Source organism: Streptomyces sp. NPDC008079, from assembly GCF_042957385.1.
Lineage (GTDB): Bacteria > Actinomycetota > Actinomycetes > Streptomycetales > Streptomycetaceae > Actinacidiphila.
Map to the genome: position 1 here is coordinate 158,457 of NZ_JBIBIC010000005.1, position 13,838 is coordinate 172,294.

Sequence of the window (13,838 nt, forward strand, 5' to 3'; positions counted from 1 at the left end):
GCATGGGCGATGTGGGCGACGACGACGTCAAGCAGTTCAACGTGTATCTGCCGATAGGGCTGATCAAGCAGGTCAAGCACCACGCCATCGAGTCGGAGAAGTCGCTGTCGGCGCTGGTCGCCGAGGCGCTGCGCGCGTATCTCGACGAGGCGGCGGAGCCCCGCGACCAGCGGCGGCGAGCGAGTGACAAGGAGAGTTGAGATGACGACGCGGGGCATCGAGGCCGTGTTCCTGGAAACGCACAATTGGGGCAAGGCGGCCAAGTTCTTCCAAGGGCTCGGCTACGAGCTGGAGTTCTCGACCGATCACAATTCGGGGCAATTGCGCAACGGCGAAGGACCGTATCTCTTCATCGCCGAGATCCCGGAGAGCCAGGAGCCGCGGGCGCCGCGGATGGTGCTGACCGTGGCCGACGCGGACGCCTTCGAGGCCGCGCCGGGCGTCGAGGTCGTCACGCCGTTCGAGGAGACCCACTTCGGGACGCGGGAGATGACCGTACGGGACCCGGACGGCCGGCTGTGGAGCCTCCAGGCCCCGGCGAAGAGCTGACCGTCCGCACGGCGGGCCGTGCACCACACCAGGCGACAGGCAGCACCGACAGGGAGCGCGACATGAGCGAGCGGCACGAGCGATCGACGGCGGGCCGCGCCGTCCCGGAGGCCGACGGCGCGGCGGCCGAGCCCGACAGCACCGCCGTACGGGTCGCGCTGTGGCGGGCGGTCCATGTACTGCACGACCCACCGCCGCATGTGCTGGCGGACGAGATCGGATTGCGGCTGGCCGACCCCGAGGCGGGCTGGCGGGAGCGCGGGGACATGCACCCGGAGGGCACCAGCCGTTTCCGGGCGGGTGTCGTGGCCCGCGCGCGCTTCGTGGAGGACCTGGTCGTCGAGCGGCTGGACGAGGGCGTCGGGCAGTACGTGCTGCTGGGCGCGGGGCTCGACACCTTCGCGCAGCGCAGGCCGGATCTCGCCGACCGGCTGCGGATCTTCGAGGTCGACCGGCCGGAGCCGCAGGAGTGGAAGCGGCGGCGGCTGACCGAACTCGGCTACGGCGTCGGCGACGGGCTGCGCCTGGTGCCGGTCGACTTCGAGACGGCCGGTTCCTGGTGGGATCGACTGAGGACGGCCGGATTCGACGCCGGACGGCCCGCGGTGGTGGCCTCCGCCGGGGTCAGCATGTACCTCACGAAGGAGGCCAACGCCGCCACCCTGCGTACCCTCGCCTCGCTCGCGCCCGGCTCCACCGTCGTCATGACGTTCATGCCGCCGCTGGACCTGATGGAACCCGACGAGCGCGCCGTCCGCCAGGCCGCGGAGAACGGCGCCCGCGGCTCCGGCACCCCGTTCATCAGCTTCTACGCCCCCGCCGAGATCCTGGCCCTGGCCCGCGCCGCCGGGTTCACCGACGCCCGCCACGTCTCGGCCGCCGCCCTCAACGAGCGGTACTTCGCCGGCCGCCCGGACGGCCTGCGCACCTCCAACGGCGAGGAGCTGCTGGTCGCGACGGTCTGACCGGCTCCCTCAGATCCCCCGCAGGTCCCGCCGGGCCGCGCCGATGACGCGAAGGGCGTCGGCGCCGTACACGGCGGATTCCCGCAGGATGCGCCAGGTGCGCGGGTACGTCTCTACGCTCACCGCGTCGTCGATCCACAGCTCCGCGTGCCAGGGTCCGGCTGGACGAGCCACGGCACTCGATCCGCCTGATCCGCTGAGAGGGCGCGCTTCTCCCCCGGGCGGGACGCCTCCCCCGCCCCCACCGCCTCCCTGGTCACAGCCCCCATGACCGCTCCGCGGCCCGGATCCGCCGCGATCAGCCGGGGCAACAACTCCCCGCACGGGTATGGACGGGTCGCGAAACACCGACGTAGTGTGCTCGGCGGCCCAGGAAGATCAGTGAGGGTTTCCGCGTCCGCGATCTTGAAACGATTCATCCGGGAGAGACATGCCGCACAGTGAAGTGCAGGGACCGACACGGCGCGTACTCGTCACGACGGGGCTGGCCGCCGCGTTCGTCGCGGCGACGGAGGCGGGCGGGGGCCGGGCCGTCGCCGCGGAACCGGCCGCGGGAGCCGCGCCGCAGGGCGCGTCGGCGGTGCCCGCGGGCGCCTCGGTCCCCGCCTCGCGGCCCGGCGGCAAGGCGCCCTCGGGCAAGTGGGACGCCTTCAACCTCTCCCCCGCCAGCCGTACGGTGCGCCCGGTCGCCGTCTACACGCTCACCGGTGTCGTGCGGCGGCCCGAGGCGCTGGTGACCAAGGGGCGCGGCGCCAAGGCCGTCACCCGGATCACCGGCAAGGGCTCCTCCGTGACCTTCGACTTCGGCAAGGAGGTCGGCGGATTCGTCACTCTCAGCTTCGGGCCGGGCGGTGAAACGAATCAGACGGTCGGGCTGACGTACTCCGAGCTGTCCAACTTCGTCAGCACGTCGTCCAGCGACGGGTCCAACGGCGGCAGCAACAACGAGCCCGCCGTGCGCTACGCGGTGACGCCCGGCGGGCGGATCAGCACCGACAAGGACACCCCGGTCGCGGGCGCGGGTCCCGCCGCGACCGCGCACCCGGTGTCCCAACTGCGCGGCGGCTTCCGCTACTTGACGGTGGTCAACGAGACCTCGGGCTCCGTGGACCTGACCGATGTCTCGGTACGGATCACCTTCGCGCCGAACGCCGCCGACCTGTCGGCGTACCCCAACTACTTCTACTGCGACGACGACATGCTCAACCGGGTCTGGTACGCGGGCGCCTACACCGTGCAGACCAACATCATCGCCGCCGACCAGGGCCGGGTCTGGGGCCCGCCGGACCTCGGCTGGGACAACAGCGCGAAGGTCGGCGAGGCGGGCGGCACGGTGCTGGTCGACGGCGCCAAGCGCGACCGCACGGTGTGGCCGGGCGACCTCGGCATCTCCGTCCTGACCGACTATGTGTCGCTGGGCGACCTGGTGACCGTGCGCGACTCGCTCCAGACGCTCTACAACCACCAGGACGCCGGCGGCGCGCTCCCGTACGCGGGGCCGGCCGTGAACTTCATCGGCAACTCCGACGCCTACCACCTGTGGACGCTCATCGGCACGGCGAGTTACGTCCAGCTCAGCGGCGACACCGCGTGGGCGCGTACGGCGTACGACGCGTACAAGAAGGCCGTGACGTACATCGTCGCGAAGATCGACGGTGACGGGCTGCTGAACGTCACCAGCGCGGCGGACTGGGCGCGTTCGGACGCTGACGGCAAGAACCTCGAAGCCAACGCCATCATGTACCGGGCGCTGGTGACCGCGAGCGCGCTCGCCACGACGCTCGGCGACCCGGCCTCGGCGGGCGCGTGGAAGGCGAAGGCCGCCGCGCTCAAGTCGGCGGTGGAGAGCGGCGGTTACTGGGACGAGGCCGTGGGCCTGTACCGCGACAAGCCGACCGGCGGCGGCGCCTCGCTGTATCCGCAGGACGGCAACGCGCTGGCCGTGTGGTTCGGCCTGGTGGACTCCGCGGACCGCGCGCGGACCATCAGCGCCTCGCTGGCCTGGCGCTGGACGGCGGTCGGCGCGCTGTCGCCGGAGAAGAGCGGTTCCTCCGTGCACCCGTTCCCCGGCGGCATGGAGGTGCACGCGCACTTCGCCGCGGGGCAGGACGCGACCGCGCTCGACCTGATCCGCCGCGAGTGGGGCTTCATGCTCGACAGCCCCACGGGGACGGCCAGTACGTTCTGGGAGGGCTACCGCACCGACGGCACGTCGGACTACTCCGGTTCGTACATGAGCGCCGCGCACGGCTGGTCGACGGGCCCGACCTCGGCGCTGACCTACCGCTTCCTGGGCATCTCCCCCACCGGCGACGCGGGCGCGGGGCACCGCGTGGAGCCGCACCCCGGCGAACAGCGTTTCGCACAGGGCCAGTTGACCACCGCGAAGGGTGTGATCGGCGCGTCGTGGCAGCAGCGCGGCGGCGGTGAGTTCGACCTGACGGTGAACGCGCCGGGCGGCGCCGTGGACGAGATCGCGGTCCCGGTGACCGACGCGCGCACCTGCGTCGTACGCCTCGACGGCCGCACGGTCTGGCAGGGGTCGGCGCGGCGCACCGGGGTGACCTTCTCCGGCGGCTATGTGCGGATCGCGGGCGTGGCGGCGGGCACCCGCAAGGTGACCGTGCGCCGCCGCTGACCGGCCGCCCGCCCGCGCCCCACAGGGATCGCGCGGGAACGCACCCGCTTCCGCAGAGGGACACAGAGAGGGAACGACGTATGCCCATTCATGTCCGCAGGAGCCGCGCGGCTGCCGCTGCCGTCGCGGCCGGGACCGTCATGCTGGGCCTGCTGCCCGGCTCGGCTATCGGCGCCGACGCGCCGACGACGACCGCGGCGGCGAAGGCGCACGACCCCTGGACGCAGGACGGCTACACCCCGCGCCCCGGCGACTGGCGCCCGTACGTCCTGGCGCCGGCCGGGCACACGGTCACCCCGGTCCGCGTGCTGTCGGCGACCGCGAGAGGCGGCGCGATCCAGGGCGACCCGAAGGCGGTGCTGGGCAACGGTCGCAGGGCCGTTCGGCTGGTCAGCACCGGCGACCGCACCCAATCCCCGCTGCTGGCACTGGACTTCGGCAGGGACGTCGGCGGCCGGATCAGCGTCAAGGTGGCGGGCGCGTCCAGGACACCGCCTCGACTGCACGTGTGCTTCAGCGAGTCGGTGCAGTACGCGGCCACCGCTCCGGGCGACAACAACGGTGAGGCGGCCCAGGCGCCGGGCTGCGACACCGCGAACATCTGGAACGGCTATCCCGGCCAGCCGTACACCTACGACGCCGACAGCCACACCATCACCCTGGACACGGCGAAGCTGCCCGCGACCTTGACGGACACTCAGCTGCGCGGCGGTTTCCGCTACGCGACGCTGTTCCTCGACGGGCCCGGCTGGGTGGACCTCGGCGCGGTGTCCGTGAAGTTCGACGCGGCGCCGCGGCAGAAGTCGCCCGCCGCGTACCAGGGCTGGTTCCTGTCCAGCGACGACGAGTTGAACAAGATCTGGTACGCGGGCGCGTACACCGTGCAGCTCGACACCTGGATGTCGGACACGGCCAAGAGCTGGCCGTACGCGACGGGCGAGGGCGATCACGCGGACAGTCAGGTGCCGAACGCCGATCCCGCCAAGGAGGTCATCTTCGACGGCGCCAAGCGGGACCGCATCGTGTGGCAGGGCGACCTGGCGGTGCAGGTCCCGGTCACGTATCTGAGCACCAACGACACGGACGCGGTGGACAATTCGCTGTCCTCGCTGGCCGCGCAGCAGTTGCCGGACGGGTACATGCCCGGCGAGAGCCTGGTGGGGCCGCACAATCAGGACGAGATCCGCACGTACGGCGAGTACGTGACGTGGTTCGTCTACAACCAGTACCAGCACTGGCTCTACACCGGTGACCGCGGCTATCTCGACAGGTGGTGGCCCGCGCTGACGAAGGCCACCGCGTGGCTGGAGTCGGTGCGCGCCCAGGACCCGCAGGGGCTGATCGCCTTCGGCGCGGTCAACTCCTGCGGCCACTACGGCTACAGCGACTGCGGGCACGAGACGTATGTGAACGCGCTGTATGTGCGCAATCTCCAGGAGATGGCGGAGCTGGCCACCGCCCGGCACGACAAGGCCGCGTCCGGGGTGTACGCGGACCGCGCGACCGTGGTGAAGAAGGCGGTCAACGACCAGCTCTGGGACGCGGCCGTCGGTGCGTACCGGCTCTCGCGGGAGATCCCCGGCGCCTATCCGCAGGACGCCAACGCGGCGGCGGCGCTCACCGGGGTCGCCGACCAGCGGCAGGCGAGCAGCGCGATGGACTATCTGCGGCGGACGAGTTGGGGTCCCTACGGCGCGCTGACGATGGCGCCGAGCACGCCCAACGCGTCGATCGGGCCGATCTACGAGCCGCTGCCCAGCGGTTTCGAGGCGAGCGCGCGGCTGGGTCTGGCCGACGCGAGCGGCGCGCAGCAGACCGGCGGCCTGGATCTGATCCGTACCTTCTGGGGCTACCAGCTCTCGAAGGACCCGGGCGGCACCTTCTGGGAGAAGGCCGACCTGGCGGGACAGCCCGCCCTTTCGCAGTTCACCAGCCTCGCGCACGGCTGGGCTTCGGGGCCGACGGTCAGCCTCACCAACCAGGTGCTGGGCATCCGGCCGACCGGCGCGGGCTTCGCCTCGTACGCGGTCGTGCCCACGCCCGGCGACCTCACGTGGGCGCAGGGCAAGGTGCCCACGCCGCACGGCGCGGTCAGCGCGTCCTGGCGCGCGAACGGCGGCGGCTTCACGCTGGCCACCGACGCGCCGCGCGGCACCACCGGCAGGCTCGCGGTGCCGACCGGCGGCGCGAGGGTGCGGGTCACCCTGGACGGGCGGACCGTCTGGGACGGCACGCGGGCGGTCGGCGGCGCGCGCGTGAGCGGTGACGGGGTGAACGTGTACGTGGACGCGGTCGGCGCCGGGCACCACACGCTGGTCTCGCACAAGGCGCGCTAGCGGCACGGGAGTTGAGTGACGACGGCCCGCGGGCGGTGGGGAGACCGCCCCGCGGGCCGTCGTCGCGTACCGGCCGGGACCGGATCCGGGGCGGTACGCCGCTCCCCGCTACTCCTCGTCCGCCGGGGCGCCGGAGGACGAGCCGCCGGGCAGCCGTTCACGGATGGTGTCCATCACCGTGGAGTCGGTCAGCGTCGTCACGTCGCCGAGGTCGCGGTGTTCGGCGATGTCGCGCAGCAGTCGGCGCATGATCTTGCCCGAGCGGGTCTTGGGCAGTTCGGCGACGACGAGGATCTGCCGGGGCCGGGCGATCGGCCCGATCTCCTTGCTGACGTGCGCCCGCAACCGCCTGGCCACGTCGTCGCCGCCCGCCTCCCGCGCGGCCTTCTCGCCGTCGGCGCGCAGGATCACGAAGGCGACGATGCCCTGCCCGGTCGTGGCGTCGGTGGCGCCGACGACGGCCGCCTCGGCGACCAGCGGATGGGACACCAGCGCGGACTCCACCTCGGTGGTGGAGATCCGGTGCCCCGACACGTTCATCACGTCGTCGACCCGGCCGAGCAGCCAGATGTCGCCGTCCTCGTCCTTCTTCGCGCCGTCGCCCGCGAAGTACCAGCCGGGGAAGCGCGACCAGTACGTGTCGATGTACCGCTGCTCGTCGCCCCAGATGGTGCGCAGCATGCCGGGCCACGGCTCGGTCAGCACGAGGTAGCCGCCGGAGCCGTTCGGCACCGGACGGCCCGTGTCGTCCACGACCTCCGCCGAGATGCCGGGCAGCGGCCTGAGCGCCGAGCCGGGTTTGCAGACGCTGACGCCCGGCAGCGGGCTGATCATCTGCGCGCCGGTCTCGGTCTGCCACCAGGTGTCGACCACCGGGCAGCGGTCGCCGCCGATGGCGCGCCGGTACCACATCCACGCCTCGGGGTTGATCGGTTCGCCGACCGAGCCGAGCAGTCGCAGCGACGTCAGGTCGTACTGGCCCGGGATCGTGTCGCCCCACTTCATGAAGGTGCGGATCGCGGTGGGCGCGCAGTACAGGATCGTCACCTTGTACTTCTCGACGATCTCCCACCACCGGCCCTGGTGTGGGGAGTCGGGCGTGCCCTCGTAGAGCACCGAGGTCACGCCGTTGGCGAGGGGGCCGTAGACGATGTAGGAGTGGCCGGTGACCCAGCCGATGTCGGCGGCCGTCCAGTACACGTCCCGCTCCGGCTTGACGTCGAAGACCGCCCAGTGCGTCCAGGCGGCCTGGGTGAGGTAGCCGCCGGTGGTGTGCAGGATGCCCTTGGGGCGGGCCGTCGTGCCCGAGGTGTACATGATGTAGAGCGGGTGCTCGCTGTCGAACGCCTCGGCCTCGTGCTCGGCCGACTGCGCGTCCACCAGGTCGTGCCACCACACGTCCCGGCCCGAGGTCCACGCCACGTCCTGGCCCGTACGGCGCACGACCAGGACGCTGCGGACGTCGGGGCAGCCTTCCACGGCCTCGTCCACGGCGGGCTTCAGGGCCGAGGCGGCGCCCTTGCGGTAGCCGCCGTCCGCGGTGATCACCACCCGCGCGTCGCAGTCGAGGATCCGGCCGCGCAGCGCGTCGGCGGAGAAGCCGCCGAAGACGACGGTGTGCGGTGCGCCGATACGGGCGCAGGCCAGCATCGCCACGACCGTCTCGGGGATCATCGGCATGTAGAGCGCGACCCGGTCGCCGGCCCGCACGCCCAGCGAGAGCAGGGCGTTGGCGGCGCGGCAGACCTGTTCCTGGAGGTCGGCGTAGGTGAGCGTGCGGGTGTCGCCGGGCTCGCCCTCCCAGTGGAAGGCGACCCGGTCGCCGAGCCCGGCGCGCACGTGCCGGTCGACGCAGTTGTCGGCGACGTTGAGCTTCCCGCCGACGAACCAGCGGGCGAAGGGCGCCCGGCTCCAGTCGCGTACCCGGGTCCAGGGCTCGGCCCAGTCCAGCCGGGCCGCGGCGGCGGCCCAGAACGCCTCGACGTCGGCCGCGGCTTCCTCGTACGCGGCCGCGGTGACATTGGCCCGCGCGGCCAGTTCGGGCGGCGGGGGGAAGCGCCGGTCTTCTCTGAGCAGGTTGGAGAGGGTCTCCTCGGTCATGAGTGGGGCTCCTCCACCGGTCCGCCGCGGCGGCCGACGGGGAGTCCTGACAGCGGGAGCACGGGGACGACGGCGCGCTTCCAGGTGCTGTTGGTGACGACGGCGAAGGAGGCGTACCAGGCGAACACGGCGGTGACCAGCCCGATCCAGCCGCCGACCTTGGTGATGGTGACGGACTTGTCGAATTCCGCGACGGTCAGCACGATGAAGGTCGCCGACAGGGCCACGAAGACCGCGAACAGCGCGGCGTTGGTCCGCAGGGCCGCGACCGTCATGTAGACGGTGAAGATCGCCCAGATCAGCAGGTAGAGGCCGGTGGCCTGGTTGGCCGTGTCCGGGGGCAGATCGCCGACGACGAACTTCACATAGGCCGCGTAGGAGAGCCAGAAGGCGCCGTAGGAACCGAAGGCGGTGGCACCGAAGGTGTTGCCCTTCTTGAACTCCCACATTCCGGCGAGCAGTTGCATGAGTCCGCCGTAGAACAGCGCGAGCGGCAGGACCACCGTGAGCAGATTCTGGTCGATGAGGTGGGCGTTGAAGGAACTCAGGACGAAGGTGGTGGCGGCGAACGCGGCGAGGCCGAGCGGTCCGGGGTCGGCGATGCCGTCCACGGGCGGCCGTTCGGTCGTGACGGGGGTGCTCATCTGCGGTTCCCTCCTCGGTGAGGAATGGCGGCGCGAAGCGCGGTACGTACGCCGCCGCGGGCCGTGCTGGGCCCGCTCCCACGCTAGGAACGCCGACGTCGGGGGGCCACAGCCCCACAGCGGGCGTCGCCCAGCGGTCGGGTCCGGGCGACGGACGGTCCGTCAGATACGGTGAGCGGTCGGTCAGATACGGCGAACGGTCGGTGACCGCTCACCGGCGGGTCCCGGCGCGCCGGGCGTCTCCCGCGGCGCGGGGACGCCGAGTCGACCGGGCTGACCGGGTTCCGGCTGCGCGCCGACCTCTTCGGGCAGGTGCATGCGCAGCATCACCCGGTCGACGTCCGCGCGCGAGATCCGGCCGCGGGTCAGCAGCGACCCGACGACCATGACGGCGAAGGCCACGGGGACGGTCCAGGCCGCGGGTTCTTCGAGCAGCGCGGCGCTCCAGCCGCCGCCGGGTCCGCGCACGCTGGTCAGCACGACCGCGACGGCGGCGAGTCCGCCCCCGGCCACCAGGCCGAACAGCGCGCCCAGGTCGGTCAGTCCGCGCCACCAGATGCCCAGCACCAGCAACGGGCAGAAGGACGAGGCGGCGACGGCGAAGGCCAGGCCGATCGCGTCGGCCACCGGCAGGCCGGGGGTCGCGACCGTCATCGCCAACGGCGGTACGGCCGCCGCGAGCGAGGCCCAGCGGAAGCCGTGGGTCGAGCCGCGCAGCAGATCCTGCGAGACCACGCCCGCCACCGACACCGTGAGTCCCGACGCGGTCGACACGAAGGCGGCGAAGGCTCCCGCGGTCGCCAGCGCCGCCAGCAGCCGCCCCGCCTCACCGGCCTGTGTGATCTGCGGCAGCACCAGTACCGCGGTGTCGGTCTGCCCGGTGAGCAGCAGTTGCGGCGCGAAGATCCGGCCGAGCGCCCCGTAGACCGGCGGCAGCAGGTAGAAGCCGCTCAGCAGGATCAGGACGAGCAGCGTCGTACGGCGGGCGGCCCGGCCGTCGGGGTTGGTGTAGAAGCGGACGAGGACATGCGGCAGGCCCATCGTGCCGAGGAAGGTGGCCAGCAGGATCGAGTAGACGGCGTACAGCGGGTGGGATCTGCCGCCCGCGCCGGACAGCGGGCTCGCCCACCTGGCGCCGGTCGCCGGTGCGAGGCCGACCTTGTGCGGTACGGGGACGCCTTCGGGGAAGGTCAGGCCGGTGCCGCCTTCCGCCGTGTGCTCGCCGCGCACCAGCCGTACGGGCACGCCGTGTCGCTCCGCGTGCGAGGCCCCCTTGGCGCCGTAGGCCGTACCGTCGAGGGCGCCGCTGACCGTCACCGTCACGGGTGTCGCCACGTCGAAGCGGACCTGGCTGTCGAGCCGTACGACCGTGGTGTGCGGGAAGCGCGGCACGTCGGGCGCGGTCAGCGAGGGGGTGCCCGCCGACCGCCAGGCCAGGACGAGGAAGACGGCGGGCACCGCGATGGCGGTGAGCTTCAGCCAGAAGTGGAAGCCCTGCACGAGGGTGACGCTGCGCATGCCGCCCGCCGCCGAGACGCCGACGACGGCCACCGCCACGACCACCGCGCCGACCCAGCGCGGCGCGCCCGTCACCGTCTGGAGGGTCAGGCCCGCGCCCTGCAACTGCGGTACGAGGTAGAGCCAGGCGATGACGGCGACGAAGACGCTCGCCACCCGGCGCACGGCGGTGGACCCGAGGCGTTCCTCGGCGAAGTCCGGCAGCGTGTACGCGCCCGAGCGGCGCAGGGGCGCCGCGACCAGCAGCAACAGCACCAGATATCCGGCCGTGTAACCCACCGGGTAGGCCAGCATGTCGACGCCGTAGGCCATCAACAGGCCCGCGACGCCCAGGAAGGAGGCGGCCGACAGATACTCGCCGCCGATCGCCGAGGCGTTCCACAGCGGTGAGATCTCGCGGGAGGCGACGTAGAAGTCCGAGGTGGCGCGGGACAGTCGCAGGCCGTAGAAGCCGACCACGACGGTCGCCACGAGGACGACGACGAGGGCGGTGAAGCCGAGCGCCGGATTCATCCGGCCTCCGGGCCGGGGGCGCTGGGCGCGGGTCCCGTCGCCGGGTCAGGGGCGGTGGGCGTCGGGGCCGCGGGTGCCGGGTCAGGGGCGGTGGGCGCGGCCTGCGCCGCCGGGTCAAAGGCGGTGTCCGTCGGGGCCGCGGGTGCCGGGGCCGAACCCGGCGGCGTGTCCGGGGCGTTGAGCAGATCCGTGAAGTCCCGCTCGACGCGCTCCGCGTGCCGTACGTGGAACCAGGCCGCGCCCACCAGCAGCGGGTAGGCGACGACGCCGAGCAGCAGCCAGGCGAGCCGGACCCCGAGGACGTCCACGGTGCGCAGCCCCGGCGCGAGCGCGAAGGCGGCGGGCAGACCGCCGATGACGACCGCGAGGACGGCCAGCACGCCGAGCGAGAGCCGCAGTTGGTCCCTGACCAGGGAGCGGACATAGACCTGGCCGAGGCGCGGCTGCGCGTGCAGGTCCTCGGCGACGGCTCGCGCGGACCAGCCGCCGGTACGGTCGCGGCGCGGCGCGGTCACCGCGACCCGGCGCGGCGGTGGCGGTTGCGTACCGCTCATGACGGCCCCTCGCCGGGCGCGGGCGACCACTGCATCAGCAGGTCCCGCAGTTCCCTGGAGTGGCGTCGGCTGACCGGGAGTTCACCGCCCGCCACGCGTACCGTCCAGTGCCCGGCGTCCGAGCGCAGCTCCTCCACGTGGCGGAGCGAGACCAGGTAGCCGCGGTGGATGCGGACGAAGCCGTGCTGCGCCCAGCGCTCCTCCAGGACGGCGAGCGCTATCCGGACCAGTGGCGCGTGGCCGCCCGCGTGCAGGCGTACGTAGTCCCCCTGCGCCTCGACGTACGCGACGTCCTCGCGGCGGATGAAGCGGGTGACTCCGCCGAGGTCGACCGGGATGCGCTCGTCGGAGCGGCCGGCGGGCGCGGCTCCCGATGTGTTGCCCTCGATGACGGCGGCGACGCGGCGGACCGCCTCGGCCAGCCGTTCCCTGCCGACCGGTTTGAGCAGGTAGTCGCAGGCCTTGAGGGCGAAGGCGTCGACGGCGAAGTCCTCGTAGGCGGTGACGAAGACGACCGCGGGCGGCCGGGCGAAGCGGCCGAGGACCCGGACCAGGTCGAGGCCGTCGAGGCCCGGCATCCGGATGTCGAGGAAGACGGCCTCGACCGACTCGTCCTCCAGCAGCCGCAGGGCCTCGTCGCTGCTGCCCGCGCTGAGCACCCGGCCGACCCGCCGGTCGCCGCGCAGCAGATACGTCAGGTCCTCCAGGGCGGGCGGTTCGTCGTCGACGGCCAGGACCTGCAACGGTTTCACGATGCGCGTACTCCGTTCCGGTACTTGGGCACCCGGACGTTGACCTTCGTCCCGGCGCCGGGGGCGGTCTCCACCACCAGGCCGTACTCGTCGCCGAAGACCGTACGCAGCCGCTCGTCGACATTGCCCAGGCCGAGCGAGTCGCCGTCGTCCTCCCCGGCGAGCCGCATCCTGACCTCCTCGGGGTCCATGCCCACGCCGTCGTCCTCCACACTGATGCGGCACTCCGCGCCCGCGTCCTCGGCCCTGATGGTGATGCGCCCCGGCGTCGACTTGGGTCCGAGTCCGTGGCGTACGGCGTTCTCAACGATCGGCTGGAGGCAGAGGAACGGTACGGCCACCGGCAGCACTTCGGGCGCGATGAGCAGATCGACGCGGAGCCGGGAGCCGAACCGGGCGCGTTCCAGGCGCAGATAGCGGTCGACGGACCGCAACTCCTCGGCGAGGGTGGAGAACTGGCCGTGCCTGCGCAGGCTGTAGCGCGTCAGCTCGGCGAATTCGAGGAGCAGTTCACGGGCCTGGTCGGGGTCGGTGCGGACGAAGGAGGCTATGGCGGTCAGCGAGTTGTAGACGAAGTGCGGGGAGATCTGCGCCCGCAGCGCGCGCAGTTCGGCTTCGATCATCCGGGTGCGCGAGCGGTCCAGCTCGGCGAGTTCCAACTGCGAGATGACCCAGTGCGCGACCTCGCCCGCGGCTCTGACCAGGCCCGCCGACACCTGGCGCGCGTACACCGACAGCGCGCCGACGACCAGGCCGTCCACCACCAGCGGTACGACGACGGCGCTGCGGATCGGGCACCGGTCGTCGCCGCAGTGGATCTCCTCGGCCGGGACCACCCACGGCCGCCCGGCGTCCATCGCCTCCCGCGCGTGTTCCACGGCCTGCGCCGCGTGTCTGCGGCCCGGACCTTCCCAGGCCAGCAGTTCGCCGTCGCCGATGACGGCCAGCGCGGGTGTGCCGAGCAGCGCCCGCAGATGGCGGGCGGCGCTGCGGGCCGACTCGGGGTCGAGGCCGTTGCGCAGCGGGGGCGCGGCCAGTGACGCCGAGTGCAGGGTGGCGAAGGCGGCCCGGTCGGCGGGCGTACCGAATCCCCTGCGCCCGCGAACCAGCCAGAACAGGGCCGCCGCGGCGCCCGCGACCACCAGAGCGACCGACACCACGGTGATCACTGACCCCATGCCCCGCATTATCGCCAGGTGTGACGGCGTGAGACAGGTTCCGTTCGCAAGATTCCGTCGTGCGGGGGCCGTACCGCCGGTTTCGGCCCCG

Annotated in this window: 11 protein-coding genes and 1 pseudogene; 5 read left to right on the forward strand and 7 right to left on the reverse strand. The window is 72.6% G+C overall.

The genetic code is table 11. The features are described 5' to 3' along the window. Positions 1 to 11: 11 nt before the first annotated feature. From ACFZAM_RS14165 to ACFZAM_RS14175, 3 genes are all read left to right on the forward strand, one after another. Positions 12 to 200 (forward strand): ribbon-helix-helix protein, CopG family, encoded by a 189-nt coding sequence (locus ACFZAM_RS14165; RefSeq protein ID WP_355341781.1) that lies wholly within the window; start codon positions 12 to 14, stop codon positions 198 to 200. 1 nt (position 201) lies between these two features. Continuing rightward, complete coding sequence (locus tag ACFZAM_RS14170; protein WP_355341654.1) at positions 202 to 549, forward strand: VOC family protein; 348 nt, start codon at positions 202 to 204, stop codon at positions 547 to 549. A gap of 62 nt (positions 550 to 611) precedes the next feature. Continuing rightward, positions 612 to 1,514 (forward strand): SAM-dependent methyltransferase, encoded by a 903-nt coding sequence (locus ACFZAM_RS14175; RefSeq protein ID WP_391045858.1) that lies wholly within the window; start codon positions 612 to 614, stop codon positions 1,512 to 1,514. Positions 1,515 to 1,523: 9 nt separating this feature from the next. On the opposite strand, the pseudogene ACFZAM_RS14180 reads toward ACFZAM_RS14175, so the two are convergent. Then, positions 1,524 to 1,667, reverse strand: a pseudogene (locus tag ACFZAM_RS14180) (transcriptional regulator); the annotation flags it as partial. 277 nt (positions 1,668 to 1,944) lie between these two features. Between ACFZAM_RS14180 and ACFZAM_RS14185 the strand changes: the two are divergent. Continuing rightward, positions 1,945 to 4,152 (forward strand): hypothetical protein, encoded by a 2,208-nt coding sequence (locus ACFZAM_RS14185; protein ID WP_391045860.1) that lies wholly within the window; start codon positions 1,945 to 1,947, stop codon positions 4,150 to 4,152. Between the two features lie 80 nt (positions 4,153 to 4,232). Beyond that, positions 4,233 to 6,488, forward strand: coding sequence for an alpha-L-rhamnosidase C-terminal domain-containing protein (locus tag ACFZAM_RS14190; protein ID WP_391045862.1), 2,256 nt, complete (start codon positions 4,233 to 4,235; stop codon positions 6,486 to 6,488). Between the two features lie 108 nt (positions 6,489 to 6,596). Here the strand turns inward: ACFZAM_RS14190 and acs are convergent, their stop codons facing one another. The 6 genes from acs to ACFZAM_RS14220 form a co-directional block, all read right to left on the reverse strand. Further along, positions 6,597 to 8,588 carry an acetate--CoA ligase gene (gene acs, locus ACFZAM_RS14195; protein WP_355341642.1) on the reverse strand — a complete coding sequence of 664 codons (1,992 nt, stop codon included), beginning with the start codon at positions 8,586 to 8,588 and terminating at the stop codon, positions 6,597 to 6,599. Beyond that, positions 8,585 to 9,232: an acetate uptake transporter gene (locus tag ACFZAM_RS14200; protein ID WP_188284288.1), complete on the reverse strand. Its 648-nt coding sequence runs from the start codon at positions 9,230 to 9,232 to the stop codon at positions 8,585 to 8,587. The genes acs and ACFZAM_RS14200 overlap by 4 nt, the downstream gene beginning before the upstream one ends. Positions 9,233 to 9,415: 183 nt before the next feature. Beyond that, positions 9,416 to 11,263, reverse strand: a complete 1,848-nt coding sequence (locus tag ACFZAM_RS14205; RefSeq protein ID WP_391045865.1) for a cation acetate symporter — start codon at positions 11,261 to 11,263, stop codon at positions 9,416 to 9,418. Then, a complete protein-coding gene (locus tag ACFZAM_RS14210; RefSeq protein WP_391045867.1) occupies positions 11,260 to 11,817 on the reverse strand; it encodes a hypothetical protein in 558 nt (185 codons plus the stop codon). Before ACFZAM_RS14210 ends, ACFZAM_RS14205 begins: the two co-directional genes overlap by 4 nt. Further along, complete coding sequence (locus tag ACFZAM_RS14215; protein WP_391045869.1) at positions 11,814 to 12,569, reverse strand: response regulator; 756 nt, start codon at positions 12,567 to 12,569, stop codon at positions 11,814 to 11,816. The genes ACFZAM_RS14210 and ACFZAM_RS14215 overlap by 4 nt, the downstream gene beginning before the upstream one ends. Further along, positions 12,566 to 13,756, reverse strand: coding sequence for a sensor histidine kinase (locus ACFZAM_RS14220; RefSeq protein ID WP_223187657.1), 1,191 nt, complete (start codon positions 13,754 to 13,756; stop codon positions 12,566 to 12,568). The genes ACFZAM_RS14215 and ACFZAM_RS14220 overlap by 4 nt, the downstream gene beginning before the upstream one ends. Positions 13,757 to 13,838: the final 82 nt, after the last annotated feature.

Excerpts from the sequence above, each read along its gene's own strand:
- ACFZAM_RS14185 (WP_391045860.1), top strand. The coding sequence starts at position 1,945 with ATGCCGCACAGTGAAGTGCAGGGACCGACACGGCGCGTACTCGTCACG.
- ACFZAM_RS14200 (WP_188284288.1), bottom strand. The coding sequence starts at position 9,232 with ATGAGCACCCCCGTCACGACCGAACGGCCGCCCGTGGACGGCATCGCC.
- ACFZAM_RS14205 (WP_391045865.1), bottom strand. The coding sequence starts at position 11,263 with ATGAATCCGGCGCTCGGCTTCACCGCCCTCGTCGTCGTCCTCGTGGCG.
- acs (WP_355341642.1), bottom strand. The coding sequence starts at position 8,588 with ATGACCGAGGAGACCCTCTCCAACCTGCTCAGAGAAGACCGGCGCTTC.
- ACFZAM_RS14210 (WP_391045867.1), bottom strand. The coding sequence starts at position 11,817 with ATGAGCGGTACGCAACCGCCACCGCCGCGCCGGGTCGCGGTGACCGCG.
- ACFZAM_RS14175 (WP_391045858.1), top strand. The coding sequence starts at position 612 with ATGAGCGAGCGGCACGAGCGATCGACGGCGGGCCGCGCCGTCCCGGAG.
- ACFZAM_RS14220 (WP_223187657.1), bottom strand. The coding sequence starts at position 13,756 with ATGCGGGGCATGGGGTCAGTGATCACCGTGGTGTCGGTCGCTCTGGTG.
- ACFZAM_RS14190 (WP_391045862.1), top strand. The coding sequence starts at position 4,233 with ATGCCCATTCATGTCCGCAGGAGCCGCGCGGCTGCCGCTGCCGTCGCG.
- ACFZAM_RS14170 (WP_355341654.1), top strand. The coding sequence starts at position 202 with ATGACGACGCGGGGCATCGAGGCCGTGTTCCTGGAAACGCACAATTGG.